The organism is Algicella marina (assembly GCF_009931615.1).
Taxonomy (GTDB): Bacteria; Pseudomonadota; Alphaproteobacteria; order Rhodobacterales; family Rhodobacteraceae; genus Algicella; species Algicella marina.
On the sequence record NZ_CP046620.1, the window covers coordinates 3,078,453 to 3,104,531 of the forward strand.

30 protein-coding genes and 1 tRNA gene are annotated in these 26,079 nt (G+C 61.2%); 24 read left to right on the plus strand and 7 right to left on the minus strand.

Annotation, left to right across the window (positions count from 1 at the left end):
- Positions 1-48: 48 nt before the first annotated feature.
- Entirely contained in the window at positions 49-2,031 is a 1,983-nt protein-coding gene (locus GO499_RS15170; RefSeq protein ID WP_161862968.1) for a polysaccharide biosynthesis tyrosine autokinase, read from the plus strand.
- 6 nt (positions 2,032-2,037) lie between these two features.
- Here the strand turns inward: GO499_RS15170 and GO499_RS15175 are convergent, their stop codons facing one another.
- The 3 genes from GO499_RS15175 to GO499_RS15185 form a co-directional block, all read right to left on the minus strand.
- Positions 2,038-2,727, minus strand: a complete 690-nt coding sequence (locus tag GO499_RS15175; protein WP_161862969.1) for a hypothetical protein — start codon at positions 2,725-2,727, stop codon at positions 2,038-2,040.
- A gap of 319 nt (positions 2,728-3,046) precedes the next feature.
- Positions 3,047-4,219 (minus strand): dual-specificity RNA methyltransferase RlmN, encoded by a 1,173-nt coding sequence (rlmN, locus tag GO499_RS15180; protein ID WP_161862970.1) that lies wholly within the window; start codon positions 4,217-4,219, stop codon positions 3,047-3,049.
- A gap of 96 nt (positions 4,220-4,315) precedes the next feature.
- Entirely contained in the window at positions 4,316-4,843 is a 528-nt protein-coding gene (locus GO499_RS15185; protein ID WP_161862971.1) for an invasion associated locus B family protein, read from the minus strand.
- A 195-nt stretch (positions 4,844-5,038) separates the two neighbouring features.
- Between GO499_RS15185 and GO499_RS15190 the strand changes: the two genes are divergently transcribed.
- The 7 genes from GO499_RS15190 to GO499_RS15220 all read left to right on the plus strand — a co-directional run bounded on the left by GO499_RS15190 (position 5,039) and on the right by GO499_RS15220 (position 11,929).
- Positions 5,039-5,614 carry a sigma-70 family RNA polymerase sigma factor gene (locus tag GO499_RS15190; RefSeq protein ID WP_161862972.1) on the plus strand — a complete coding sequence of 192 codons (576 nt, stop codon included), beginning with the start codon at positions 5,039-5,041 and terminating at the stop codon, positions 5,612-5,614.
- Positions 5,607-6,608 (plus strand): asparaginase, encoded by a 1,002-nt coding sequence (locus GO499_RS15195; protein ID WP_161862973.1) that lies wholly within the window; start codon positions 5,607-5,609, stop codon positions 6,606-6,608. Before GO499_RS15190 ends, GO499_RS15195 begins: the two co-directional genes overlap by 8 nt.
- Positions 6,605-7,744: a hypothetical protein gene (locus tag GO499_RS15200; RefSeq protein ID WP_161862974.1), complete on the plus strand. Its 1,140-nt coding sequence runs from the start codon at positions 6,605-6,607 to the stop codon at positions 7,742-7,744. The genes GO499_RS15195 and GO499_RS15200 overlap by 4 nt, the downstream gene beginning before the upstream one ends.
- A gap of 178 nt (positions 7,745-7,922) precedes the next feature.
- Positions 7,923-9,326: a 3-isopropylmalate dehydratase large subunit gene (gene leuC, locus GO499_RS15205; protein WP_161862975.1), complete on the plus strand. Its 1,404-nt coding sequence runs from the start codon at positions 7,923-7,925 to the stop codon at positions 9,324-9,326.
- Positions 9,326-9,931: a 3-isopropylmalate dehydratase small subunit gene (leuD, locus tag GO499_RS15210; protein ID WP_161862976.1), complete on the plus strand. Its 606-nt coding sequence runs from the start codon at positions 9,326-9,328 to the stop codon at positions 9,929-9,931. Before leuC ends, leuD begins: the two co-directional genes overlap by 1 nt.
- Before the next feature lie 43 nt (positions 9,932-9,974).
- Positions 9,975-10,781, plus strand: coding sequence for a hypothetical protein (locus GO499_RS15215; RefSeq protein ID WP_161862977.1), 807 nt, complete (start codon positions 9,975-9,977; stop codon positions 10,779-10,781).
- Positions 10,778-11,929, plus strand: a complete 1,152-nt coding sequence (locus GO499_RS15220; RefSeq protein ID WP_284154768.1) for an endonuclease/exonuclease/phosphatase family protein — start codon at positions 10,778-10,780, stop codon at positions 11,927-11,929. Before GO499_RS15215 ends, GO499_RS15220 begins: the two co-directional genes overlap by 4 nt.
- On the opposite strand, the gene GO499_RS15225 is transcribed toward GO499_RS15220, so the two are convergent.
- Positions 11,893-12,567 (minus strand): Rossmann-fold NAD(P)-binding domain-containing protein, encoded by a 675-nt coding sequence (locus tag GO499_RS15225; RefSeq protein ID WP_161862978.1) that lies wholly within the window; start codon positions 12,565-12,567, stop codon positions 11,893-11,895. The genes GO499_RS15220 and GO499_RS15225 overlap by 37 nt on opposite strands.
- A 56-nt stretch (positions 12,568-12,623) precedes the next feature.
- On the opposite strand from GO499_RS15225, the gene GO499_RS15230 reads away from it, so the two are divergent.
- From GO499_RS15230 to GO499_RS19790, 5 genes are all read left to right on the plus strand, one after another.
- Positions 12,624-12,827 (plus strand): hypothetical protein, encoded by a 204-nt coding sequence (locus GO499_RS15230; protein ID WP_161862979.1) that lies wholly within the window; start codon positions 12,624-12,626, stop codon positions 12,825-12,827.
- Between the two features lie 54 nt (positions 12,828-12,881).
- Complete coding sequence (leuB, locus tag GO499_RS15235) at positions 12,882-13,988, plus strand: 3-isopropylmalate dehydrogenase (protein ID WP_161862980.1); 1,107 nt, start codon at positions 12,882-12,884, stop codon at positions 13,986-13,988.
- A 104-nt stretch (positions 13,989-14,092) separates the two neighbouring features.
- Entirely contained in the window at positions 14,093-14,755 is a 663-nt protein-coding gene (locus GO499_RS15240; protein WP_161862981.1) for a methyl-accepting chemotaxis protein, read from the plus strand.
- A gap of 47 nt (positions 14,756-14,802) precedes the next feature.
- A tRNA-Pro gene (locus GO499_RS15245) sits at positions 14,803-14,879 on the plus strand.
- A gap of 338 nt (positions 14,880-15,217) precedes the next feature.
- Complete coding sequence (locus GO499_RS19790) at positions 15,218-15,346, plus strand: hypothetical protein (protein WP_284154769.1); 129 nt, start codon at positions 15,218-15,220, stop codon at positions 15,344-15,346.
- A 930-nt stretch (positions 15,347-16,276) separates the two neighbouring features.
- Here the strand turns inward: GO499_RS19790 and GO499_RS15250 are convergent.
- Positions 16,277-16,996, minus strand: coding sequence for a flagellar hook capping FlgD N-terminal domain-containing protein (locus tag GO499_RS15250; RefSeq protein WP_161862982.1), 720 nt, complete (start codon positions 16,994-16,996; stop codon positions 16,277-16,279).
- A 25-nt stretch (positions 16,997-17,021) separates the two neighbouring features.
- Positions 17,022-18,443 carry a flagellar hook-length control protein FliK gene (locus tag GO499_RS15255; RefSeq protein WP_161862983.1) on the minus strand — a complete coding sequence of 474 codons (1,422 nt, stop codon included), beginning with the start codon at positions 18,441-18,443 and terminating at the stop codon, positions 17,022-17,024.
- Positions 18,444-18,551: 108 nt separating this feature from the next.
- On the opposite strand from GO499_RS15255, the gene GO499_RS15260 reads away from it, so the two are divergent.
- The 6 genes from GO499_RS15260 to GO499_RS15285 all read left to right on the plus strand — a co-directional run bounded on the left by GO499_RS15260 (position 18,552) and on the right by GO499_RS15285 (position 22,453).
- Positions 18,552-18,842 (plus strand): rod-binding protein, encoded by a 291-nt coding sequence (locus GO499_RS15260; RefSeq protein ID WP_161862984.1) that lies wholly within the window; start codon positions 18,552-18,554, stop codon positions 18,840-18,842.
- The gene (locus GO499_RS15265) at positions 18,839-19,228 is read left to right on the plus strand and encodes a hypothetical protein (protein ID WP_161862985.1); all 390 of its coding nucleotides are present in this window, start codon (positions 18,839-18,841) and stop codon (positions 19,226-19,228) included. Before GO499_RS15260 ends, GO499_RS15265 begins: the two co-directional genes overlap by 4 nt.
- Positions 19,229-19,467: 239 nt before the next feature.
- The gene (locus GO499_RS15270) at positions 19,468-20,718 is read left to right on the plus strand and encodes a flagellin N-terminal helical domain-containing protein (RefSeq protein ID WP_161862986.1); all 1,251 of its coding nucleotides are present in this window, start codon (positions 19,468-19,470) and stop codon (positions 20,716-20,718) included.
- 104 nt (positions 20,719-20,822) lie between these two features.
- Positions 20,823-21,203 (plus strand): flagellar biosynthesis regulator FlaF, encoded by a 381-nt coding sequence (flaF, locus tag GO499_RS15275; protein ID WP_161862987.1) that lies wholly within the window; start codon positions 20,823-20,825, stop codon positions 21,201-21,203.
- Positions 21,204-21,206: 3 nt separating this feature from the next.
- The gene (gene flbT / locus GO499_RS15280) at positions 21,207-21,614 is read left to right on the plus strand and encodes a flagellar biosynthesis repressor FlbT (RefSeq protein WP_161862988.1); all 408 of its coding nucleotides are present in this window, start codon (positions 21,207-21,209) and stop codon (positions 21,612-21,614) included.
- Positions 21,611-22,453, plus strand: coding sequence for a DUF1217 domain-containing protein (locus GO499_RS15285; protein WP_161862989.1), 843 nt, complete (start codon positions 21,611-21,613; stop codon positions 22,451-22,453). Before flbT ends, GO499_RS15285 begins: the two co-directional genes overlap by 4 nt.
- A 12-nt stretch (positions 22,454-22,465) precedes the next feature.
- Here GO499_RS15285 and GO499_RS15290 read toward each other — a convergent pair whose 3' ends face one another.
- Positions 22,466-23,779, minus strand: a complete 1,314-nt coding sequence (locus GO499_RS15290; protein ID WP_161862990.1) for a FliI/YscN family ATPase — start codon at positions 23,777-23,779, stop codon at positions 22,466-22,468.
- A 94-nt stretch (positions 23,780-23,873) separates the two neighbouring features.
- Here GO499_RS15290 and GO499_RS15295 point away from each other — a divergent pair, with 94 nt between their 5' ends.
- From GO499_RS15295 to GO499_RS15315, 5 genes are all read left to right on the plus strand, one after another.
- A complete protein-coding gene (locus GO499_RS15295) occupies positions 23,874-24,266 on the plus strand; it encodes a FlgB family protein (RefSeq protein ID WP_161862991.1) in 393 nt (130 codons plus the stop codon).
- Between the two features lie 9 nt (positions 24,267-24,275).
- Positions 24,276-24,665, plus strand: a complete 390-nt coding sequence (flgC, locus tag GO499_RS15300; protein WP_161862992.1) for a flagellar basal body rod protein FlgC — start codon at positions 24,276-24,278, stop codon at positions 24,663-24,665.
- Between the two features lie 14 nt (positions 24,666-24,679).
- The gene (gene fliE, locus GO499_RS15305; RefSeq protein ID WP_161862993.1) at positions 24,680-24,970 is read left to right on the plus strand and encodes a flagellar hook-basal body complex protein FliE; all 291 of its coding nucleotides are present in this window, start codon (positions 24,680-24,682) and stop codon (positions 24,968-24,970) included.
- Between the two features lie 3 nt (positions 24,971-24,973).
- Positions 24,974-25,237 (plus strand): flagellar biosynthetic protein FliQ, encoded by a 264-nt coding sequence (locus GO499_RS15310; protein ID WP_161862994.1) that lies wholly within the window; start codon positions 24,974-24,976, stop codon positions 25,235-25,237.
- A 108-nt stretch (positions 25,238-25,345) separates the two neighbouring features.
- Complete coding sequence (locus tag GO499_RS15315; RefSeq protein ID WP_161862995.1) at positions 25,346-26,071, plus strand: flagellar hook-basal body complex protein; 726 nt, start codon at positions 25,346-25,348, stop codon at positions 26,069-26,071.
- Positions 26,072-26,079: the final 8 nt, after the last annotated feature.

Below are 26,079 nucleotides of genomic sequence, written 5' to 3' on the forward strand. Positions count from 1 at the left end.
GTGCGTGGACCGTCCCCCTTCCCCCCGGAAATCCCGAGCAGTCGGCCCATGAATCGCCTGGCTCCGGATCATGCCCTGTTCCGGCCCGGATCGGACGACGAGCGGGCAATCGACCTCGGCGCCTGGCTCCGGGTGGTCTGGCGCGGCCGGGCGCTGGCGCTGGCCTGTGCCTTCCTCGCCATCAGTCTGGCCGCCGGCTGGGGTCTGCGCATCGCCGAACCTCGCTTCACCGCCACCGCCGTCGTCATGCTCGAAAGCCGCGAGGAACGCATCGTCGATCTCAAGGATGTCATCAGCGGCCTCTCCGGCGACACCACCGTCATAAATTCAGAGGTAGAGGTCATCCGTGGCCGCGCGTTACTCGCTGGCGTCGTGAAGCAGGAGGGGCTGATCCACGACCCAGAGTTCAACCCGGCCCTGCGCCCTCCCGGCCCGCTGGCCCGTCTGAAATCGTCGGCGGCTCGCTGGCTCGGCCAACCGCTCGCTCCAACGCGCCCGCAAACACCGCAACAGGCTGAAAACGCCGCGCTCGATACGCTTCTGCGCCAACTCACCGTCCGCAACGTGCCCGACAGTCTCGTCTTCCAGATCATCGTCGAAACCTCGACAGCGGAGAAGTCGGCCCGCCTCGCCAATGCCGTCGTCGACACCTATGTAACCAGCCAGCTTTCCGTGAAGGCCAACGCGACGGAGCAGGCCTCCCGCTGGCTCGTCCGCCGCGTCGCCGACCTTAAGGCCGAACTCGCCGATGCCGAGGCGCGCCTCTCCGATGCCCGTGCCGGAACCGATCTGATGGAGCCGCGCACCCGCGCCGTGCTCGAAGGCCGGATCCGCGAGTTGCGCGCCATCGTCGCGCCGGATCGCGGCAGCGCGGCGTTTCTTTCGGCGATCAAGCCCGAACCCGGCATCACCGCCGCCGCCCTGCCGGTGCTTTCGCCGGAGGAAACGGAGCTTTCGGGCCTCCTCTCGCGGCTCGACGCCGATGCTGCCAAGGTCAGCCTGATCGACCAGTTGACACGAGAGGCCGACGCCAGTCGCCTGCTCTATGAAACCTTCCTCGCCCGCATGAAGGAAACCGCCCTGCAGCTTGGCATCCAGAAATCCGACAGCCGGCTCTTGTCCCGCGCCGCCGTCCCGGCGCTGCCGTCCTCCCCCAACCTGCCGCGCCTGCTGGCCATCGCCGCGCTGTTCGGCGCCTGTGCCGGGCTCGGCCTGCATCTCCTGCGAGAGGCGGGGCAAACGACCTTCCGCACCGTGCGCGAACTGGAATTCTTCACCAACCGTAACGTCCTTGGCCAGATTCCGGCCCTGCGCAGCCGCTCGCTTCCGGCCATTCGCAACTACCTGGCCAAACACCCCAATTCGGCGATAGCGGAGGCGCTTCGCAACCTGCGCACCTCCGTCTTCCTCTCCGGCAGGGGAGAGCCGCCGCAGGTCATCGTCCTGTCTTCTGCCCTCCCCGGTGACGGCAAGACGACCCTGTCGATGGCGCTGGCGCAATCCACCGCCGCCATGGGACGCCGCGTGCTGCTGATCGAGGGGGACATCCGCCGCGGTCTCGTCCGCCGCCACTTCGGTCCGCGTGCTGCCCGCGGCCTGCTGGCGGTGCTCACCGGCAAGGCGGATCTTGCCGATGTCACCTATCATTCCCGCGCCATCGGGGCCGATGTCCTCTTCGGCGAACGCTCCGCCGTCAACTCGTCAGATCTCTTCGCCGGCCAGCGTTTCGACGCGATGCTGGCCGAGGCCCGGGCGAAGTACGATACCATCATCATCGACACACCACCGGTGCTCATCGTCCCCGACGCCCGCATCATCGCCCGCGCCGCCGACGCCACCCTCTTCGTCATCCGCTGGAACAGCACCACCCAGCATCAGGCGGAGGAAGCGCTGCACATGTTCGATACCGTCGACGTACCCGTTACCGGGCTGGTCCTGAACCAGATCAGCCTGTCCGGCATGCGCCGCTACGGCGTCTCTGGCGGTCTCGGCACCTACAAGGCACTCGGGCGCAAATATTACCGCGTCTGAGGGTGATTACGGCTGGTAGGCCGCGTCCGGCTGACAGGCTTCGGCGCTCATGTCGGCGAAACATGCCCGCAGTGCCACCAGATAGGCCTCAAGGTCAGCATTGCCGTCACCCGCAACCTCGGCTGCCGCCGCCTGTTCCTCCGCATCCTCCATCCGCCCGGCCCGCGCCAGCCCGTAGGCCATGATCGCATGGACGAACGCGCCGTCCATCTCCGGAACCCTCTCCACTTCGCCTTTTGCTTCCTCCAGCAGCGTATCCATCGCACTGTCGCTGGCGAGGAACTCCGCCTCCTCGAACCACAGCGCCTGTAACATAAGCCCGAAACCGATGTTCGTGCCCGCCTGCCCCAGATGCTCCGCCACCACATAGGCCCGCTGCCACTTGGGAAGTGCCTTCGCCGCCGCGAATTCCTCGCTCTCCAGCCACGCCGTCAGGTCCGTCACCTGCGCGTCGGAGAACGGCGAATACATCGGCAACCCGTTGCCCGGGCACACCGGCAATCGTGTCCGGAAATCGCAGGTGGTCACGGGACGGAACGACATTGTCCGCCCGAGGTTGGAACAAGACAGCGTCCCTGTCACGGTGAACGCCTCACCCCCCACTGGGCAGGTCAGCTTCGTTTCCACCGGTTGACCGGCCATCGCCGGACCCGCGGCCAGCAGGACTATCGCCGCGCAAATTTTCCTGAAATTCATTTCTCTCCCCTCCGCCGGTTCCCGGACGGTCATTCCATTTGCCTGGCCACAGTCTCGGCGCTGCCATCACTGTTGTCAAAGCCTCCGAAAGGGGGGGGCGGCAGAGGTAACCAAACCGGTTACCTTTCAGGTCATATTTCCGACTACCTCTCGGGTAGTCGTTTCGCCTACCTGCCATGTAGGGGATTCCATGACCTCTCGGGTAAGCAATCGCATGACCTTCGCGATGAAGCTCGCCGCGTCAGCAAGGGCACGCGGGTCATATGGCCCATCGGCCATACCAAATCCATACCGAAACCATACCAAAACCATATTGCGCTCAGGCGGCGCCGCCGGCCTCCGCCGCAATCTCCGCCCGGCTCTTGCGGGCCCGCTCCGTGGCGGACTTCAACTGTCCGCAAGCGGCCATGATATCCTCGCCCCGCGGCGTCCGCACCGGGCTCGCATACCCGGCCTTGTTCACGATCTCCGCAAACGCCTCGATCCGCTCAGGGTCGGAGCGTTCATAGGGCGCACCCGGCCACGGATTGAATGGTATCAGGTTGATTTTGGCCGGAATTCCGCTGATCAGCTTCACCAGCCGCCGTGCATCCGCATCGCTGTCATTGATGCCCTTCAGCATCACGTACTCGAAGGTGATCCGTTCCGCATTCGACAGGCGCGGGAAGTCACGGCAAGCCTGCAACAGCTCATCAATATTCCACTTTTTGTTGATTGGAACCAACTGGTTACGCACTTCATCCGTCGTCGCGTGAAACGAAATCGCCAACATGCAGCCGATCTCATCGCCCGCCCGCGCAATCTCCGGCACCACGCCGGACGTGGACAGCGTGATCCGCCGGCGGGAAAGCGAAATCCCCTCGCCGTCCATCGCGATAAGCATCGCGTCGCGCACGTTGTCGAGGTTGTAGAGCGGCTCACCCATACCCATCAGAACAATGTTTGAAATCAAGCGCTTGTCACCCGGAGGCTTGCCCCATTCCTCCATATCGTCCCGCGCCACGAGGATCTGGCCGACGATCTCCGCCGCTGTCAGGTTCCGCACCAGCTTCTGCGTGCCGGTATGGCAGAAGGAACAGGTCAGTGTGCAGCCGACTTGCGAGGAAATACAAAGGGTTCCGCGATCCGTCTCGGGGATGTAGACCGCCTCCACCTCGTGGCCGCCAGCGATCCGCAACAGGTATTTCCGCGTTCCGTCGCTGCTGATCTGCCGGGTCACGATCTCGGGCCGCGCGACCTGGAACGACTCCGCCAGTTTGGCCCGGAAATCCTTGGAAAGGTTGGTCATTTCGGCGAAGTCATGAACACCCTTCTGGTATATCCATGCCCAGACCTGCCCGACGCGCATCTTCACCTGCTTCTCGGGCACCCCGATCTCCGCCAGTGCTTCGGCCAGCGTCTCCCGCGTCATCCCGACAAGATTCGGCAGTCCGCCCGCATCCTTGCGGGGGATCGTCATCACATCCTGTGTTATCGGTGCGGCCATCTGCAACCTCGGGTCATCTGGTGTGGAAAGCGGCGTGTATAACGCAAAACAGCCCCCTTGCACAGGGGGCCGCAGTGCATTCGATCAGGGGCGGTTAAACCCTTAATTACAAAGCCGTGCGGCCTCTTCCAGCGCCGCGGTGAACCCCAGCAGCGAGAATGTGTCGCGTGTCGTCGTGCCCCGGCTGGAAACCGCGGTGACCTCCGCATTGGTTCCCCGGCGCATCGCTGCCACCAACGCCGAATCCCGCTCCGGCGTGGCCGGCCATGCCCACTGGTCGCTCTCGCCCGCGCCGACATTCATGACATGCTGGTCGGAACCGATGGACACATCCACGGTGCTGCCGTCCCGGAACGGATAACCACCGGTGTAGCTCACTTCCTGGTTCACGCCTGCATCCGGTCGAATCGTGACGAAAAGCCTTATTTCACCGCGATTTACAGAGACAGTCTGCCCACCGCGTTCCGCAGTAGTCTGCACCGGTTGCGAGACGATGTAGCACTCCTTGGGATCGGAAGGGTTGAACACGCTCCAGTCCTTGTAGGCGGCGACACGCTCGTTGCCCTGCGCCGATGCCATAGCGGCCACGCCGATGGCGAGGATGGAAAGGGGTACAATCAGAATTCTCATTTACAATTCTCCACCGTTCGATTTGCGGCTCTTGAAAGGCCGTTTCGCTTGCCTGTACGCCCTGTTTAATTGAATGTCTGCACGGCAGGCCAGCCTTTAACGGCTATTTTACCCTTTTCCGGCAAATTTTTCACGACTTGACGGATTCTCCCGCTATCTCTTGTCCGCACAGAAGGAAGGACAACGACCCGCGAGATGGGAGATCTCTCGAATCACGACGATGCGGACCTCATCGCCCGGATTGTACGCAAGGACCGTTCGGCCTTCGCCGAACTCTTCGGCCGCTATGCCGCACGGATCAAGGCGTTCCTCATGTCCGGTGGCGCGTCGGCGGAAGATGCCGACGAGGTGACGCAGGAGGTCATGGTCGCAATCTGGCGGCGGGCGGAGACGTTCGATGCCTCCAAGGCCGCGGCTGTTACCTGGATATTCACCATCGCCCGCAATCGGCGCATCGACATGTATCGCCGCAAGGCGCGCCCCGAACCGGACCCCGAGGATCCGCTCTTCCAACCCGATCCCGAACCGGGCGGGATGGAGCAGCTTTCGGCCCGGGAACTGCAGCAGAAGATGCGCACCAGCATCGCTCAACTGCCCGAGGCCCAGCAGCAAATCCTTCGCGCGGCGTTCTACGAAGGTCTCAGCCATGCGGAGATTGCCGCCCGTCAGGGTATACCGCTTGGCACGGTGAAGGGGCGTATCCGCTTGTCTTTCAAACACTTGCGAGGCATTCTCGGGGACGATCTGCTGGAGGCCTACAAAGATGACTAACCCCCCTGTCCTGGCCGAAGTCTGGCGCGGCGACCTGCTGGAAAGCCAGCATCGCGGCCATGCGGTCATCGTCACTGCCAGCGGCGACATCGTTGAGCAATGGGGCGATCCGGCCAAGCTGATCTATCCCCGCTCCTCCGCCAAGATGCTGCAGGCACTGCCCCTGCTGGAGAGTGGTGCCGCGCAGGCCAACAGGCTGGAAAGCCACCACCACGCCCTCGCCTGCGCCTCCCACAACGGCGCAGAAATTCACACCGCACCCGTGGCTGAATGGATCTCGGCGCTCGGCCTCCGGGAATCAGACCTGCGCTGTGGCCCGCAGGTTCCGGACGACGCGCCGGCCCGCCATGCCCTCCGCGCCCAGGGCACACCGCCCTGTCAGCTGCACAACAACTGCTCCGGCAAGCACGCTGGTTTCCTCACCCTCGGCCAGCACCTAGGCGCCGGTCCCGAATACAACGACCCCGAGCATCCGGTGCAGGCAGCCGTCCGCGCGGCTTTTGAAGACATGACTGGCGAGATCAGCCCCGGCTACGGCATAGACGGATGTTCCGCCCCCAATTTTTCCTGCACTCTCAAAGGGCTCGCCGTAGCCATGGCGAAAATGGCCACGCCGGAAAGCCTGCAGGGAAGCCGCCGCGCCGCCGCCGAAGCACTGGTGCAAGCGATGATCGCTCATCCACTGCTTGTCGCCGGCGAAGGCCGGGCCTGCTCCGAACTGATGGCCGCCTGCGGTGGACGCGCTGCGGTCAAGACCGGGGCCGAAGGCGTGTTCGTCGCCATCCTCCCCGAACACAAACTCGGCATCGCCCTGAAGATCGAGGACGGCACCACCCGCGCGTCGGAGGCCGCAATGGCCGCACTGCTCGTCCGCCTGGGTCTGTTGGAGCGTGATCACCCCGCCGCGGAGCGCAGGATGAAGCGGCCGGTGATGAACCGCCGCGACATCCTCACCGGCCATATCCGCGCCGCAGAGTTGCTGCTCTCGCCGTGACGCAAGGCACCGCCCGCGTCCTGCATATCCACGCCGGGCTGCCGAAGACAGGCACCACTGCCCTGCAACGCTTCCTCCACCTCAACCGCACCCGTCTGGCCGGTCGCGGCCTGCTCATGCCGGATACCGGGCTGGAGGAGGCCCGGGGAAACCACCATGAGTTGGCGCAGAAACTCGGCAGCTACAACCCGCTGCACCGCAGCGCCATGGCCCGCCAACTCGCGGCGGAGATCGATGGATTGCCAGCCGGGGACATCCTGATCTCCAGCGAGTTTGCTTATCTCATGTGCCGTTACGCCCGTGGCATCACCGGTTTTCGTGCCCTCGCTGCCCGTGGCTACGCCCTGAAGTTCTACCTCTTCGTCCGCCCGCAGCCGGACCTCGCAGTGTCCTCGCACGCGGAATTCCTGCGCAACATGCTGTTTCCACAGAGTTTTGACACCTATCTAAACCTTAACTTCCCAAAGCTCGGCGGCGATTTTTCCGCTGCTTCCGCCCTGCTGAATTCGGTCTCACCGGGCAACGTGAAAGTACTGCCTTACACGGAAACATGTCGGAGAAGTGGCGTCTGGTGGGATCTGCTGGCTGAGATGGGTCACCGGATATCAGATGAAGAACGCACCAGCTTTACACCCCCGGGTACAGTCAACGTTTCGCTCGATGCCGTTGCCGTGGCGGCACTGTTCGATTCCCTTCAGCAACTGGAAACCTCCCGCAGCATCCGCCGCTGGACCCGCCGCCGCCGCCTGCGCGATGTCCTGCTGCCGCTCACGGAGGAAATCAAGGACAAGGGCCGAGTTTACAATCCGCTGCCCCCCTCGGCACGCAAGGCACTCTGGCAACAATTCGCCCCCCGCAACGACATCTTCGCCCGTGAGCAATGGGGGGAGAACTGGGACACGATCTTCGCCGCGGAAAGGGCCTCCGCGCCGGAGTTGTCACTTTTCGATCGCCGCACCGGTTTGCCAGAAGAGGCCGAACGCTACGACAGATACCGCGCGCACCTGATGGATCCCATGCTCACGCGCATTGCCCGGATGAACGCCGCCGCCCGCCGCCCATCGCTCGCTATGCTCGGCAGACCCCTGGATTATGCGGGTGACGCCATCCTCCGCGCCCGTGTGACGGGCCGCTGAGTCTGCTTGCCCCGACGGCGCGGCGGGAGTATGAACCGGCCATGATAAGCTTTTTCGACATGGATGACCGATCCCGCCTGCCTTGGCGCTTCTTCGGTGCAGAGCGGACGCGGCGCGCCCGGCGCTGAGCCGTGCAATCGCCATTCCCTGTCCCCTGACACAGAACATGAGAAAAGCCATGTCCGCAAAAACACTCTATGACAAAATATGGGATGCCCATCTGGTTCACGAAGAAGCCGACGGCACCTCCCTGCTCTACATTGACCGACACCTCGTGCACGAGGTCACCAGCCCGCAGGCCTTCGAGGGCCTGCGCATGACGGGCCGCACCGTACGCGCACCGGAAAAGACCACTGCCGTGCCCGATCACAACGTGCCCACCAGCCTCGACCGCGCCAAGGGCATCGAAGACGAGATGAGCCGCATCCAGGTCGAGGCGCTGCGCCAGAACGCGAAGGATTTCGGCGTCGAGATGTACGATGTCGATGATGTCCGCCAGGGCATCGTCCACATCATCGGCCCCGAACAAGGCCTCACTCAGCCTGGTATGACGATCGTCTGCGGCGACAGCCACACCGCCACGCACGGCGCCTTCGGTGCGCTGGCGCACGGCATCGGCACGTCCGAGGTGGAGCATGTGCTGGCGACGCAGACGCTGATCCAGAAGAAATCGAAGAACATGAAGGTCGAGGTGAAGGGCAAGCTCGCGCCCGGCGTCACCGCCAAGGACATCACGCTTTCCGTCATCGGCCGCACCGGCACTGCCGGCGGCACCGGCTATGTGATCGAGTACATGGGCGAGGCGATCCGCGCCTTGTCGATGGAAGGCCGGATGACCGTTTGCAACATGGCGATCGAGGGTGGCGCCCGCGCCGGCCTGATCGCGCCTGACGAGAAAACCTTCGCCTATGTGAAAGGCCGCCCGCACGCGCCCAAGGGCGGCAACTGGGAACTGGCCGTCGAATACTGGAAGACCTTGTTCTCTGACGAGGGTGCACATTTCGACAAGGAAATCGTCCTCGACGCGGCGGAGATCACACCGGTGGTCACATGGGGTACCAGTCCCGAGGACGTGCTGCCGATCACCGGCATCGTTCCCAACCCCGAAGACTTCAAGGGCGGCAAGGTCGACGCCGCGCGCCGCAGCATTGAGTACATGGGCCTGACACCGGGCCAGAAGCTTTCCGACATCGAGATCGACACCGTCTTCATCGGCTCCTGCACCAACGGGCGGATCGAGGACCTGCGTGAGGTTGTGAAGGTGATGGAAGGCCGACGCGTCAAGGAAGGGCTTCGCGCCATGATCGTTCCGGGCTCCGGCCTCGTGCGCGCGCAGGCCGAGGAAGAGGGTATCGCCCAGAAGCTGATCGAAGCGGGCTTTGACTGGCGCATGGCTGGCTGCTCGATGTGCCTCGGCATGAACCCCGACCAGCTTGCCCCGGGTGAGCGCTGCGCCTCTACCTCCAACCGCAACTTCGAGGGCCGCCAGGGCCGGGGCGGGCGCACGCACCTCCTCTCTCCGGGCATGGCTGCCGCTGCCGCCATCACCGGACGGCTGACCGATGTCAGGGAGATCGTCTGATGGAAAAGTTTACGAAAATCGAGGGCGTTGCGGCGCCGCTGCCGCTGGTCAACGTCGATACCGACATGATCATCCCCAAGCAGTTCTTGAAAACAATCAAGCGCACAGGGCTTGGCGTGAATCTCTTCGACGAGATGCGTTACAATCAGGACGGCACGGAAATCGAGGATTTCGTTCTCAACAAACCGGCCTATCGCAACGCGCAGATCCTGGTGGCCGGTGACAACTTCGGCTGCGGCTCATCGCGTGAGCATGCACCATGGGCACTGTTGGATTTTGGCATCAGGGTAGTAATTGCTCCCTCCTTTGCCGACATCTTTTTCAACAATTGCTTCAAAAACGGTATCTTACCAATCATATTGCCACAGGAAGATGTGGACAAACTGATGGATGATGCGCAACGTGGCGCCAATGCCGTGCTTACGGTGGATCTGGAACAGCAGACCATTCAAGGCCCGGACGGAGGCTCCATCTCGTTCGAGGTGGATTCCTTCAAGAAGGAATGTTTGCTCGGCGGGCTTGATGATATCGGGCTGACGCTGAAAAATGAGACAAAGATCGGCTCGTTCGAGGCAGCCTATGCCGAGCGCGCGCCTTGGCTCTAGCGGCGTTTCCGTCCTGAGCCACTGAATTGGGAAGGGGAAGTCGGTGTTTTCACGATTGATCGGCGCACTGGTCAGAGCCGGGCTCGTGATCATCGTGATCGCCACCCCCTCCCTCCTCCTGCCGGAGGCGAGTGTCAGCGTTGCTAGCCAGGAAATCTCGCTGATTCTCGGTGGCGTCATCGCGGCATTCACACTGTTCGAGTATGCGTCCACCCATCCGGGGCTGATCGATTTCCGTTTCGCTCCGCCCTACAATCGCATCCGCTTCCTCGCCTTTGCCATGCAGATTCTGGCACTGGTTTTCCTGTGCCGGGCGCTGGAGGGAGAAGACAACTTCTCCTCAAACCTCATCAGCCTGTCGGATCAGATGATCGGTTGGCTCAGCTTCCCGCTCTCCCCTGTCAACGTTGCAGCCGACATGATTGCTGCTGGCGAGGACCCGACACTGGCGCTGCTCCTGTCTCGGGCTGCCGCCCTCAGCTTCTTTGTTACCTTCTGCTCTCTTGCATTCTTCGCCGTGTTCCTTTGGCTGTTCAAATGGCCGGTTGGACGACGAGATTTTAATCTTTGGGTAAACCTGCCGACGTTCGAGCCCGGGTACGGTCGTGATGTGGAGCGCAGGCTTAGCCGTGACGGTGTGATCAACCTGCTTTCGGGCGTCGTCTTCCTCTACATCCTGCCGGTATTGCTGTCGCGTACCTCCGGATGGTTCGATCCTTCGGTCTTGAACAATTACCAGCCGCTCGTCTGGGGCGTGACTCTCTGGGCCTTCATTTCCGGTTCGCTGGTCATCCGCGGGGCCGCCATTCTGAAGGTCGCCATGCTGGTGCGGCGATCCCGCGGCGCGTGAAGGCGCTGCTCGGAAGCTTTCTCTGCCTTCTCTGCCTCGCCCTGCCCACATGGGCAGAAACGATCCGCGTTGCGACCTATAACGCCTCTCTCAGCCGTTCGGCGCCCGGTCTGTTGGTGAAGGCTCTCATGGACGCGGAGCAGGACTCCCAGATCGCAGCGGTGATTGGCGTAATCCAGACGGTCCGGCCAGACATCCTGTTAATCAACGAGTTCGACTACGATTCCGACGGCGTTGCCCTTGAACTGTTCACCGAAGCGCTGGCCGCCGGTCCGGACGGGTTGAAAATGCCACACAGCTTCCTCGCCCCCAGCAACACCGGCGTCTACACCAACCTTGATCTCGACGGCGACGGAAGATTGGCGGAGCCGGAGGACGCCTTCGGCTACGGTCGCTTCCCCGGACAGTACGGCATGGTGCTTCTGTCGCGTTTCCCGGTAGAGACTGCCGCGTCGGCCACCTTCCGCACGATGCTCTGGCAGGACTTGCCCGGTGCACTGATGCCCGAACGCCCTGATGGCGCCCCGTTCCCATCAGCAGATGTCCATGCCTCTGCCCGGCTCTCCTCCAAGTCACACTGGGATGTTGCCGTTGTAACACCCGGTGGTCCGCTACGCCTTCTTGCCTCCCATCCCACGCCCCCGGTCTTCGACGGACCTGAAGATTTCAACGGCCGCCGTAACCATGATGAGATCCAGTTCTGGTCCCTCTATCTGAACGGCGCCTTGCTGCCGTCTGACACTGGCGTCAGGACCTTCGCCGGCCCGCCGTTCGTCATTCTCGGCGATCTCAACGCCGACCCGATGGATGGCGATGGCCGAAGAGAGGCATTGCAGGCACTGTTGGCCCGGACCGACGTAAACGACCCCGTCCCACGCAGCCTCGGTGCGGTCGCTGCAAGCAAAAACCAAGGCGGCGTAAACGCCAACCACAGCGGTGACCCGGCCCTCGACACCGCCGACTGGAATGATGAGCGCGGACCGGGAAACCTCCGTGTGGATTATGTGCTGCCGTCCAGCGACCTCATCGTGATCGACTCCGGTGTCTATTGGCCACCACCGGGCACGGCGGGGGCAGATTTGATCGGGCAGGGCGATCCTGTGAGTTCCGATCACAGGCTTGTCTGGGTAGATATCAGATTGCCATGAACGTGCGCGGATTTGTTCGTCAATCTGCCAATCAGCGGTGACAGAGCCACCTCGACCGGCGTATGCTCAAAGTCCGGCAATTCTGCCTCGAAAGCAGCAGCGTCGAAACAATGCGGATGCCGCCACAGGTATCGCATCTCCACCATCCCCGCCGCCAGTGACCAGAACGGCGCCAGCATCCGCAACGGCCACCACGACATCCTGCTCAGCATTGGCTCCCGACCTGTCACGTGGGCAATCGCGTCAGAGAGTTCCCGTCCGGTCAGAGTGTAACCGGGGAAGGCGATATCGGTAAACGGCGGCAACTCCGCCCTTTTCTCCGCCAGCATCGAAGCAGCCCGGCCAAGGTCCGGCAGATATGCCCACGCGTGCGGCACGTCGAAGGGGCCGGGATAGTTTATCCTGTTACTGGCCAATTTCCGCAGGATACCGTCGCCCAGCCAGGTACCTTCCGGGTCATCGTCTATGAAATCCCCGGCCCGCAATACAATCACCCTCACGCGCCCCGCGGCCACCGCGGAGCGATAGGTGTCCTCCATTTCGATCCGGATCCTTCCCTTCGGCGTTACCGCCACGTGCTCCACGCCCGGATGCCACGGCGCAGGCTGAATACCGAAGTTGTAGGCATTTCCCGGCACGATCAGTGTAGCTCCACTCCGCTCGGCCGCGTCGATTGCCAGACGGGTAATGGCAGATGACCTGCGCCGCCTGCGGAATCGGCATAGGCCAGAAGATCCTCGGCCGGGCCAACCCGGACCTCGTCGAAGTTCTGCCTGAACTGGCTCTGCCGACCCTGCCGCTTTGGCTGACAGCGCCAGAAGCGCTGCGCACCAGCCCGCGCATTCGTCGGATGTGGGACTTCCTTGCCACGAACCTCGGCGCCTGGCTCGACGCTTGACCCTGCCGGAGCGAGCGGCTACGCGAAAGCCAAACGAAAGAGCGAGGAAGTGACATGTCCAATCCCACCCTTCTGATCCTGCCCGGCGACGGTATCGGCCCCGAAGTGATGACCGAGGTTCGCAAGGTGATCGACTGGATGGGTTCGTCCCGCGGTATTTCCTTCGATGTGTCCGAGGCGCTCGTGGGTGGCGCGTCCTATGATGCGCATGGCACCCCGCTAACCGACGAGACGATGGAACAGGCTCAGAGTGTCGATGCGGTTCTTCTTGGCGCCGTCGGCGGACCAAAATACGACGATCTCGATTTCTCCGTAAAACCGGAACGCGGTCTCCTGCGTCTGCGCAAGGAGATGGATCTCTACGCCAACCTGCGCCCGGCCCAGTGCTTCGACGCGCTGGCCGATTTCTCCTCGCTCAAGAAAGATGTCGTTGCCGGTCTCGACATCATGATCATCCGCGAACTCACCTCCGGAATCTATTTCGGCGAACCGCGCGGCATCATCACCGAAGGCAATGAGCGTATCGGCATCAACACCCAACGCTACACCGAAAGCGAAATCGCCCGCGTCGCCCGCTCCGCCTTCGAACTGGCCCGCAAGCGTGGCAACAAGGTCTGCTCGATGGAGAAGGCCAACGTTATGGAGTCGGGCGTACTCTGGCGGCGCGTGGTTACCGAGGTACATGAAGCCGAGTATTCCGATGTGGAACTTTCCCATATGTATGCCGATGCCGGCGCCATGCAGCTCTGCCGCTGGCCGAAACAGTTCGACGTCATCGTCACGGACAACCTGTTCGGCGACCTCCTGTCCGACGCGGCCGCCATGCTCACCGGCTCGCTCGGTATGCTGCCCTCCGCCTCGCTCGGCGCGCCGATGTCGAACGGCCGCCCGAAGGCGCTGTACGAACCCGTTCATGGTTCCGCACCCGATATCGCAGGCCAGGGGAAAGCCAACCCCATCGCCTGCATCTTGTCCTTCGCCATGGCCCTGCGCTATTCCTTCGACCTCGGCGAAGAAGCGACGCGCGTGGAGCAGGCAGTGGAGAAGGTTCTCGCAGATGGCCTGCGTACTGCCGACCTGATCGGCGAGGAGGGCGTTAGCCCGGTCTCCACCAGCGCCATGGGCGATGCCATCATCGCAGCGCTGGACGCCAGCGTCTGAACGCACAGAAACCGGATTTCTTTGCCAGTAGGCCGCAGCCGTTAGCTGCGGCTTAACTTCTTTCGGTGATCAGTCTGCATATCCATGCAGCAGTCGAGGAAACCATGGCAGCCACCGCATCTTTCGTCCCGGAGAACGCCTTTCCCCAGATCAAGGCCGTCGTCGGCCCGGTCCGCTCCATCGTGTTTGAAGGGCTGGCCCTTTTGATGAGCAAGCCGGCCGCCGAATTCAGCGATGAGGATGTGGCGCGGGTGGAAAACTGTTCCGAGGTACTGCGGCAGGCATCTGACATGCTGGACAAGGACATTCCCACGCATTTCGGCAGTGGCAGAATGAACTGGCCGGCGGAGCTGAAGGCCGCTGTCGCCAGTTCCGCCAGACTCATCAGCGAGGTGAACTCGCGCCTTAGAACGGCCCTCGACGGGGCGCGTGAGGGCCGAGAAATATCGGACTCTCTGCGATCTCTTCTTACGTTCACACAGACGAAGATGCGACCGGAGGTCGATACTCTGTTCGACATGTTGACGACATATTTCAACGATCACAGCCGCCAGACAGCTGCCGATGACCGGGAACTCATCAAATCTGCGATGCAACAGATCGACAACATTTCCATGTCGATCAACCTCATTTCCCTGAACGCTTCCGTGGAAGCGGCGCGCGCCGGTGAGGCCGGCAAGGGATTCGCTGTGATTGCTGCGGAAATTCAATCATTAAGCTCTGAATCGAAGAAAGCGGTGGATTCTATCCGTCAGAGGCTCGCGTGATCCCTCTTGCCACCACCGCGAACCTGCCTTAAACGCAGGGTCCGTGTCGGAGTGTAGCGCAGCCTGGTAGCGCACCTGCTTCGGGAGCAGGGGGTCGGAGGTTCGAATCCTCTCACTCCGACCATTTCCCCGAATTCTGGTTGAGCGTGAATATTCTGGTGCAGCGGACCATTCCTCGCCACGGCGCCAAAAACCGCTGGCTCGGCCGTTAAGTGGTTCTTCCCGAAATTGCACCAAACGCACGGGCCGCTGGAAATCAGAAGATTGGAACTATCCCAGATTTACGTACGCTTTACCGAGAGCCAACGCCCGTTGCTTCGGGCTCATTTTCTCGCCTCTTGCGCATGCCTCAACGAACCAGTGAGCAACAGTTCTCAGGCGGATGCGCATCAGATCGATCTGATCCGGAACGGCTGAGGCGACATCGGTAAGGTTTTTGGCTTTCGAAACTTGACGGAAAATATGCGCGACCAAAGCAAACGCATCCCGGAGAACCGTGTTGCCGGGCAGGCGTCGATGGCCGATGTTACCGTGCATATCGACTACAGGCGTGGTCGCAGCCGATACGGCGACATCGCTTTCGGTTGGTAACTAGCTAAAGCAGCATTACGGGAGATTACTGTCCAATCAGGTGTAAGCAAACGGAACGAGTTAGCTGATGATGAGAAATGCTGGTTGTGGCCCGCCGAAGTCATCGACCTGTTCACCGACCGTGTCGTCGACTGGCCTGCACAAACACGTCACCAAACACCTAAGGCGCAGAACTCTTCTGATGGCTACATGGTGAAACTGGCTCGAGGGACGGGCCCCGGCGAATTCCGACCGCGGATTTCAATTTGCCAAGCTGGAACGACAAAGGTTTTTCAACCAGCCGTTCCGAAGCATGGCATTGGCACGCAAGGGAAGTGCACTGAAAACGGGTTCGCCGAGGGCGTCTTTCTACGTCCGAAGGTGAACGGATAAGACGTCGGACTTGTGCGACACCCGACGCCAACAGGGGGGGCGAGTTCGATGGAATCGAGCTTTTCTGAAACCCGAAATGCAACCCTCGAGCAGCGGCATGCGTCCGCCCGGCGCCTTCGATTTGAGACAGCACGAGCTGATTCTTTTACGGACCGGAGAATTAACATCCATCCCGCATCCGGGTTCAATCTTTGCACACCGAGCGCCAAACGGCTGCGCTTTCTTCGACGGAGCTCTATTGCGGCTGCGACTTTTTGAACCGCAGAACGCGGCAACAGTTCCGCCCGAGAAAACCAGGAAACAAACGTCTCAAACCGAACCGGTCTTGCGGTGTTGGGATCACAGACCGAAGCATTGTGTAATGAGTCTTTCGCCTGGGACGCGAATAGCACTCAAGGCGCCTAAGCAAGATGCAAACTAACCTCACGCAGTAGTCTGCTGCACGGTCGAGTCAGATCACTGACTGCGGCCAGTGCAAGCTACCGCCAATGCTGAGTCTTCCATTCACCGGCGGTGAAAATACCGTGTTGTCATTGCCCGGCAATGTCAGTGAAGAAATCAATCTGGTGCACCCTCTCTGATCGCAGTCACTTCAGACAAAGGGATTTCGGTGCCGTCGGCGGCAACCAGGATTGCTGTGTCTCCATCCATTCGCACCTCTCTGACGGACACGAAGACGCGCCCAGGTTCACTGGAAATCAGTTCCCCCTCCGCATGGTACTCCACAGAAAAGGTGTAATCACCGTCCGGCGCATCGGTGCCGTCCGATTGCTGGCCTTCCCAGGTGACGAACCGCTGGCTGGGATCCACTGCGCGAACCTGAACGATTTCGCCCTGGTCGTTACGCACGACAAGAACAGCTGCGTCGGCCAGTGGTACCGGGGTCGTCTCGATTTCTAAAGGCGTTCCATCGAAAGAAGCCGAGGACGCGAACCGCACCTCCCTTCCGATCCATTCCGCCAGCGCCACAATATCCTGACCGCCTGAGAGTGCACCCAGTATGTCTTCAAGGACTTCATTTGAACGGATCTGCTGCTCCACCGCCGAAAAATTGGCGAGTTGGGCGACGAACTCGGTCGATTCCGTCGGGTTGAGCGGATCCTGGTTGCGCATCTGGGCTGTCAACAAAGTCAGAAACGTTTCGAAATCTGAAGAAAGGACAGCCGCATCCGTCGCCGACACTTCGGTATCGGCAACAGGCGCTGTATGGATTGTCCTATCCAAAGCGGCGTTTGCCTTCTCTGGTCCTTTCAGGGGAAAAGTCGGTGCCGTGATCACTGTTTTGTTCCTTCAGTTCCCGGTATCAGAGACGAATGTCGAGGCGCCCCTCGCCGACAGCCTGGCGGCCAAGGGTCAAGTGCAGGCTTAGCGGCTCGATGTCCGCAGCCTTCACGCTGCCACCGGTTTCTGCATCCGCGATGTTGCTATCGGGCAAGTCTTCCGCCGCACCTCCGAAATTCAGGGACAGGCCATCGAAGCCGGCCTCAGACAAGGCGGAGTGCAGCACATCCGCGTTGCGGCGCAGCAGCGCTTCGACCTCCGCCCGTTCTACAAAAACGTTCGCTGTCAGCGAGGCCTCGTTGCCGGACATCGAAATCCGCACCTTGCCAAGTTCGGGGGGATCAAGCCGGATCTCCACGTTGCCGTCACCGCCATTCCGCTGTGTGACGACGCCGAGTTGCGGTAAGACCTGTTGCAGAATCTGCAGCGCAATGCCGTGCGATCGGCTTATCTGCGACACTACACCCTCCTGCGCCCTGATTACCGACATCTGTTCCCGGCCGATTGTGTCCTCCATCAGGCCTGTTCCCGGCAGCTCGGAAAGGACAACGTTCGCGGCCTTTGCCTCCAACGGCGCAAGTGTGGCTCCCTGGGTCGCAGAGGAACCTTTCTTCAATTGTACGCCCGTCTCCTTCACCGTTGCCTCAACTCTTTCAGATTGGTCTGCAACCGGCGTTTCCTCCCGTGGCCGGCCATGCCCTACCTTCGCCGCCGGGGGCGAGGAAATGGCCTGCGCTGGGGTCTGATCTGCAGGCGGTTTCCGGCCGAAATCCTTTACAGCCGTATCAGTTTGTACTTCTGGCCGAGGCTGCGCCGCGCTTTGAAGTGCGGTTTCAGTTTCTGTGAAACTGGCAGACACATCGGCACCTGGGACTGTCGATACCGGCACAGAACGGGCCAACGCTGCCTCTTTCTGAACCGGCAGCTCGTTCTCGCTTACCGTTTGACGCACTTCTGGCCGCACATCAGCCGTTGGAGAATCATCGTCTTGCGCAGTCGCCTGCTGTCGCACCTGCACCGGTGTGTCGACGGTTTGCACGACACCATCCGGTGCCATTTGCCCGGTCGGAACCGGCGTTTGCCTGGTCTCGGGGCTGGGCATGTCGATCCTAACCATTTCCAGCGCAGGACCATCAACCTCCTTATCTGGCAGCTCGGGCTCCTGCGAACCACCAACGGTCTCTTTGACTGCGACGTCAGAATCAGCCGGCAGTACATCGGTCACCGGAAACGCGCGGGGCTTCGGCGGCAAAAGTTCGGCCTCCGGCGCATCGGCTCCTCGCACTTTGAGCTTAAGCTCCATTTCTGCCGTCTTAATCGCGTCTTCGAACCCGTCTCCGTCACCTTTCCCGAAGCCGCCGGACAGCGCCAGTTTCGCCGAGGCTTTTCCATCCGCTCCTTTCACAGGTTGGGTAGAATTGGTGATTACCTCGAGTGGGGTCATGGGAAATGTGCCTTGGTGTTGTCGTTCTTCGCTACACATTCGCCAGCAAGCATTACCAATTATTTACCGTGACCGGCCATAAACGAGAAAATTCTCGAGGATGCCACCATGGAAATCGCCCCGCAAACCACAGCCGTCCCGCCGGCCGGATCCTCCGGAACGCAGCCGGACAGACAGGAGCAGCTAACCAACAAGGCCAAGGAATTCGAAGCGGCCTTTCTGGCGGAGATGCTGAAGGCCGCCGGCGTCGGCAAACCTCTGCAGACATTTGGCGGCGGCGCGGGGGAGGAAGCCTTTTCGGGCTTTCTCGTACAGGAATATGCCAACCAGGTCGTGGCAACAGGCGGCCTTGGGCTGGCAGCATCTATAGTAAACGCTCTCTCGGAGGATCAGGTTTGAGGCTGCTTGGCCAATTTGGTCCGCGCGCGCAGCTTTCCCGGCTAAGGAAGCTTCTCGGCACACAGCGACAGGAGCTGCGCCAGGGCCGGCTTGCGGCGTTGGCATCCGGAACGCAGCAGCTTGAAGCCTTGCTCGACCAGATCGTGGAGCTTGAAAGCAAAAGGTCCTACCGGAACGATCCTGCCTTCACCGAGGCTCTCGCCGAGTGCCGGATCGCGGCACAGTCGAATCTGGCCCTGCTCGAAGCGTCTCGCGCCGGTCTCGCTGCGGCTCGCAAGCAGTTGCAAGACATCGAGACGGCGGGTTCTCAGCTCAGCACTTATACGGGGTCCGGCTTGAAGAAGAACATCATTCGCACCGAGCCCCAAGTTGAGAAACGCTCCTGATTCTCGGGGGTTTCAGTCTTTCTTAATTTAAAACTGTAGGGAGTAAGTCCCTCAACTGATTTGGGTTTTAACACCCTGTTATGGTGTTTGTCCCAATTTCCCAGCAGCGACCCGAGGGGTTGGCACGGTGTGGTGAAACAACCAACGGCCGTAACCGCCAGGATGGCGATCCTGGGCTGCTTGCGCAGTCTTTCCATCAGAAGTGGCGTCGAAAGCGTCACACGCCAAAGGGGACATTCATGTCTAGCATTCTCACGAACAACAGCGCGATGGTCGCGCTGCAGACTCTCAACTCCATCAACAAGAACCTGGCGATGACTCAGAACGAGATTTCGACAGGCAAGTCCATTGCCACGGCCAAGGACAATTCCGCAATCTGGGCGATCAGCCAGGTGATGCAGTCGGACGTTGACGGTTTCGACGCGATTTCCGATTCTCTCGGCCTCGGGGAAAGTACGGTGGCTGTTGGCCGCAATGCTTCCGAACGGGTGACGGAGCTTCTGGGCGATATCAAGAGCAAGATCGTAGCCGCCCAGGAGGACAACGTTGACCGCGACAAGCTGCAGACGGATCTGAGCTCGCTGCGGGATCAGATTTCGGGGATCGTCTCCGCTGCACAGTTCAATGGCCAGAATCTTCTGTCCAACACGACGACCACGGGCGAGGGCACGATAGATGTCCTGGCATCGCTGGATCGTGACTCAATCGGCAATGTCACCTCCAATTCCATCAGCGTCGCGAAACAGGACCTTGGCCAGACGGACAACACGGCCGGTACGGCGGCAGATCAGGTCGGCAGCAACACCGCAATCGCAGTTGGCGACTCTGACGTCGTTTCCACCTTCACCTCCACTTCCATCGTCGCGGGCCAGACCTTTGCCTTCGATCTGACGGCCGGGCTGTCGGGCGGTGCGGATGTCGCCCTGACCGGAAGCGTGTCCTATGTCGCGCGGGAAGGTGATACCATGGCAGTCGTCGTCGACCAGATGGTTGCGCGCCTCAACTACGAGGTCACCAACCAGGGGTACGGAGATTCTCTCAGCTTCTCATCCACCAGTACGGCGGGCGAGATTTCGATGACCAACAACTCCGAGAACGCCGTGACGGTCGGAACCGCCGACGTGACGGAAGATACAGACGGTACGGCAGCTGATGGAACCATCGGCGGCGGTCTGGAATTGCTCGGCGATATCGACGTCTCCACCGCAGATGGTGCTGCAGCCGCACTTGCGGCTATCGAAACGCTGACGCAGACGGCCATCTCCGCTTCTGCCGAATTCGGGACCTCCGAGAAACGGATCGACATCCAGCAGGACTTCATCTCCAAGCTGACAGACAGCCTGAAATCCGGCATTGGCTCGCTGGTCGACGCCGATATGGAGCAGGCTTCGGCCCGTCTGCAAGCGCTGCAGGTTCAGCAGCAGCTTGGTATCCAGTCGCTGTCCATCGCGAACCAGGCTCCGCAGAACATCCTGTCTCTCTTCAGGTAAGCCAATCGGTCGGGGCGGATGGTTTCGCCATCCGTCCCGTCTCCTCCCGCGATCGCATCGCGTGAGGCAGATACTGAATTCAGCTTTTCCCCGGAGACGAAGAGATGAACGCTTCTACGCTCGCGAAGTCGGCTTACTCGAAGGCCAACTCCATCGCGCCCTCGGATCGCAACGCCGAATACAATGCTTTCGCTCGCGTGACGGCCAGCCTCGCGACACAGTCCAATTCCGACGATCCAGCCGCGTTTGCCCGGCTCAGCGAAGCCGTCTTTCTCAACCGCCGGCTCTGGTCCATCCTCGCAGCAGATGCCGCCGGCGATGGAAACAGATTGCCGGACGACATTCGCGCATCCATCCTTTCCCTTGCCAATTTTATCTGGAAACATTCGCAGAAGGTTCTGCGCAAGGAAGCATCTGTCGAAGATCTCATCGAGATCAACACCGCAATCATGCGCGGCCTGCGCGCTTCCGGAACGGGTGCATAGGGCATGTCCGGGCTGGTTCTCAAACTCGGGCCGAGAGAGCGTGTGATGATAAACGGTGTCGTCATGGAAAACGGCGACCGCCGGACGCGCCTCAACGTCATCACGCCGGATGCCAACGTCCTGCGCCTGCGTGACGCCATCCACCCGGAAGAGGCGGTTACACCGGTCAAGCGAACCTGTTACGTCGCCCAGATGATCCTCGCCGGAGAGGCCGACGCCGAAGAGGGCCGTCGACAGCTTCTCACCGGCATCGAACAACTTTCGCAAGTATTCACCGATCATGAAAGCCGCGCGCATCTCGACTCGGCTACAAAACATGTGCTCGCCGGCAAGATTTACCCGGCGCTTCGCAGTTTACGCAATCTCATCGCCCGCGAATCCCGTCTGTTTGGCCAGGGAGGTATGGCATGATTTTCCAGCCTGCCACGCCTCTGTCCGGCGTTGCCGGGCTGCGCTTCCTCGAACGCACGCAGGCCACACAACAAGAAACCTTCGACAAATCCCCCGTCATTGCGCGAAATGTAGCCAATTTTCACGAGAAAATCGGTTCAATCCTTACGGCGGAGGAACTGGTTGCTGATCGCCAGCTACTCTCGGTAGCCCTTGGCGCATTCGGACTGGATGACGAGATCGACAAGAAATTCTTCATTCGCAAAATTCTCGAGGAGGGCACGGAAAACAATGACGCACTGGCAATGCGCTTCACCGATCCACGGTATCGCCGCTTCTCCGCCGCCTTCGGCTTCGGCAGTTCCCTCGGCCCTCGTACCGGAGAGCCGGATTTCGCCCAACGCATCACTGACGCCTACAAGACCCGCCAGTTCGAAATTGCGGTCGGCAACAACGATACAAACCTCCGTCTGGCCATGGGCTTCAAACGCGAAATCTCTGAAATCGTGGCGTCGGAGGCCAGTGATGAGACCAAGTGGTTCCAAATTCTCGGCTCTGAACCTATCCGGGCGGTCTTTGACGGCGGCTTCGGGTTGCCCACCCAGTTCAAGCTGATCGACATCGACAAGCAAGTGGAAACACTCCAGGAACGGACTGGCAAGCTTTTTGGCAGTTCTTCGCCTTCCGTGTTTGCCAACAGTGAAAATGTCGATGCTCTGCTGAACCGCTTCCTCGCACGGGCCGAAGCGGAGTCCGGACCTTCGGGAAACACCCCAGGCTTCGCCGCTCTCTCCCTTTTGCAAAACGCGTCGTCATTCGGCGCGTCAGCGCGCATCAATCTCATCCTCTCCAACGGCTGAGATCCCGCAGAACTACCCCTCAAAACAGAGCTTCAGCGCCGCGAAGGCCTCTGCCGGTCCACCGGGATACTGGCGGGCAAAAAAAGCGTCTAGCTTTGGCCAGATCACGATCGCCGCGTCGATCTCAGGGTCCGACCCCGGTGTATACAGACCGGTCTGGATCATTGGCTCCGCCATCTCATAGGCTCCAAGCAGCGCCCGAGTTCGCTCGATCAGCGCATTCTCCTCCGCGGTCGCCGCGTCTGGCAGGCTGCGCGACACACTTCTACGCACATCGATAGCCGGGAACCGCCCCCTTTCCGCGATCTCCCGGCTCAACACGACATGGCCGTCCAGCAACCCACGGGTAATATCCGCCACTGGTTCTTCCATATCCGACCCTGCAACCAGCACGCTGAACACCGCGGTGATATGCCCGGCCCCAACTGGCCCTGGCCCCGCCCGCTCCGCGAAGTTGGCAATCAGATTGGAAGTGGACGGTGGAAACGCCCTCAGGCTCGGCGCCTCACCCGCCGTCAGCGCCACCTCGCGATGCGCCTCCGCCAGCCGGGTGACACTGTCGGCCAGAAACAAAACGTGCTTGCCCTGATCGCGAAAATATTCGGCGACGCTCATCGCCATCCACGCAGCACGCCGCTTTATCAACGGCGATTGATCCGACGTCGCCGTTATCACGACCGACCGCGCCATGCCGGCTTCCCCCAACACATGGTCGGTGAAATGCCGCAACTCCCGCCCACGTTCGCCGATCAGCGCAAATACGACAATGTCGGCTTCCACGCCACGGGCCAGCCGTGCAAGCAGAGACGATTTGCCGACGCCGGAGCCCGCAAAAATGCCGATCCGTTGTCCGCGCACCAGTGGCAACATGGTGTCCAGCGCCGCCTCTCCCGTTTTCAGCCGTTTGCCAAGGGCCGCACGTTGCGCCGCGGCCGGGGGCACCGCCTTCAGATCCGCCTCGGCTGCGCCACGCGGCAACGGCCTGCCGTCCAGCGGGTTTCCGAACGCATCAATGATCCGCCCTTTCCAGCTTTCATCCGGGCGCGGACCGCTGATTGGCACCAGCCGCGCAACGACGTTCAATCCCACGCCTTCGCAGGCGCTGTACATCATGACACGTGCAGATTCACGCGTGATCGCGACGATCTCGCCCCGAAGGACCTCGTCGCCCGCGGCCTCAAGTTCGACCAGATCTCCGACACGCGCCACCGGCCCAAGCCCTCGCACTTCGAGCGAGCCAGAACCAACGGAACTGACGTAGCCGCAGCGAAAGCACGTCCGCAGCTCGGCGATTTCGGACGCCAGCGGCAAAAAGTTGGTGAACATCGCATGATCCTTAAAATGATCCGGGTTTCCTCCACGCTTTATCAACCACACAGGCTTAAGGATCGGTTGAGATCGAATTTGGGAGAAACCCGAAATGGACCTGAATCTGGACATACTGCGCGCCGCCCGCAGCCTCGCCGCCCATTCGGCAGACCGTCAGGGCGTGATTGCCGAAAATATCGCAAACGCCGATACGCCCGGATATCGCGCACGTGATCTGATCCCGTTTTCAGAGACGTATGAGGCTGGTGGGCCCGATACCTTCGCCATGAAGTCGACCCGCATGGGGCATGTTCAATCCGAACCGAGCCTCCACAATTCCGAAACCACCACGATAACCGCATTCGGCGCCGAATCACCGAACGGGAACACCGTAAGTCTCGAGGACCAGATGATGCGCGGGGTGGAGGTACGCCAGAATCATGACCTGGCGATGAGCGTCTATCGCAAGACGCTCGACATCCTGCGCATCAGTATCGGAACATAGGGAACGGCGATGAGCGATCTTCTCAAATCCATGACCGCCGCCAGCAGTGGAATGGCCGCACAGGCGGCTCGTCTGCGGCTGTCGACAGAAAACATCGCCAATGCCGATACGCCGGGCTACCGCCGCAAGCTCGTGACTTTCGAGGTGATGGAAGACGCCGGCGACAGCCGCGCCGTAGCCACGGGCCGCACCTTCCTGTCCCGCGCTGACCTCGCACAGATTTACGACCCGTCGCATCCACTGGCCGGCGCCGATGGCTCCTATGAGGGGTCGAACGTCAACCTGATGATCGAATTGGGCGATGCACGCGAGGCGCAGCGCAGTTATGAGGCCAACATGCGCATGTTCGATCAGGCGCGCCAGATGGCTTCCTCTCTCCTTGACCTAATCCGCCGCTAGAAGGGCAGCAAATCATGCAGATACCATCACATGTCGCATCGCAACTCTACACCAACGCACAGTCAGTCACGCAGGCGCATCCGCGCAATGAGGGCGATGGCACCTCCTTCGCCGATCTCGCTGCCAACTTCCTCGACGCCATGCGCGCGGGCGAGGCCACCACACAGGCCGGTCTGACGGGCCGCGCCGACGCTCAGGCCGTAGTCGAGGCACTTGCCGCCACGGAAATCGCAGTCCAGACAGCCGTAACCGTCCGCGACAAGGTGGTGGAGGCGTATCAGGAAATCCTGCGCATGCCGGTCTGACCGATGAGCGAAGGTGAATTGATCGATATCCTTCGGCAGGGCCTCTGGCTGGCGGTGATGATCTCCGCTCCGGTCCTTGGCGTCGCGCTGGTTATCGGCCTGTTGATCGGCCTGTTCCAGGCTCTGACCTCGATACAGGAGATGACACTCACCTTCGTACCCAAGCTCGGGGCCATCATCGTCACGTTCTGGATGACGATGGCCTTCTCCGCCCAGTTGCTAGTTGTCTTCTACAAGGACGTCCTGCTCGCCGCTATCGTTCGCTGATGCGGAGACGAAGGCAGATCAATCCCGTTGAAATCAGCGGTTTGTTAACCGGGAATCGGCCAGTCTCTACGCAGGCCGCCAACCCGATCCAGAACGGAGCATGAGACGATGGACACACCCGGCTATGTCGCCCTGTCACGCCAATCCGGTTTGCTGAGGGAAATGCAGGCAGTGGCGAACAATATCGCCAACAGTTCCACCTCCGGTTTCCGTCGTGAGGGCGTGATCTTTGCCGAGATGATCAGCGCCGTGCCGGTTGAAGGCGGCTCCGTCGCGATGACGACGACGCGGGCCCGCTTCACATCCGATGCCCAGGGCGGGCTACAACGCACCGGCGGCACGTTCGATCTCGCCATCGAGGGTGAGGGGTTCTTCATGGTCGAAACGCCCGCAGGGATGCGGCTCACCCGCGCGGGCAGTTACGGCCCCAATGTCGACGGCGAACTGGTGAACCCACTTGGCCACCGCCTGCTCGATGACGGAGAGGCGCCGATATTCATTCCACCCGACGCCCGCACCATCGCCATCGCCGCCGATGGCACAATCTCCGCGGACGGCAATCCCGCAGCCCGGCTCGGCGTCGTCCGGAGCACCGATACGACGGCCCTATATCGGGAAGACGGTGTTCTTTTCCGGCCCGAAGCCCCGGTAGAAGCCGCGACGGATGCCGCCGTGCTGCAAGGCTTCATCGAGAAATCCAACGTCAATCCCGTCATCGAACTTACCCGGATGATCGAGGTGCAGCGCAACTACGAACTCGGCCAGAAACTGATGGAGCGGGAGGATGAACGCATTCGCGCCGTCACCCGCACACTCGGCCAGGCCTCACCATAAGGAAAGAT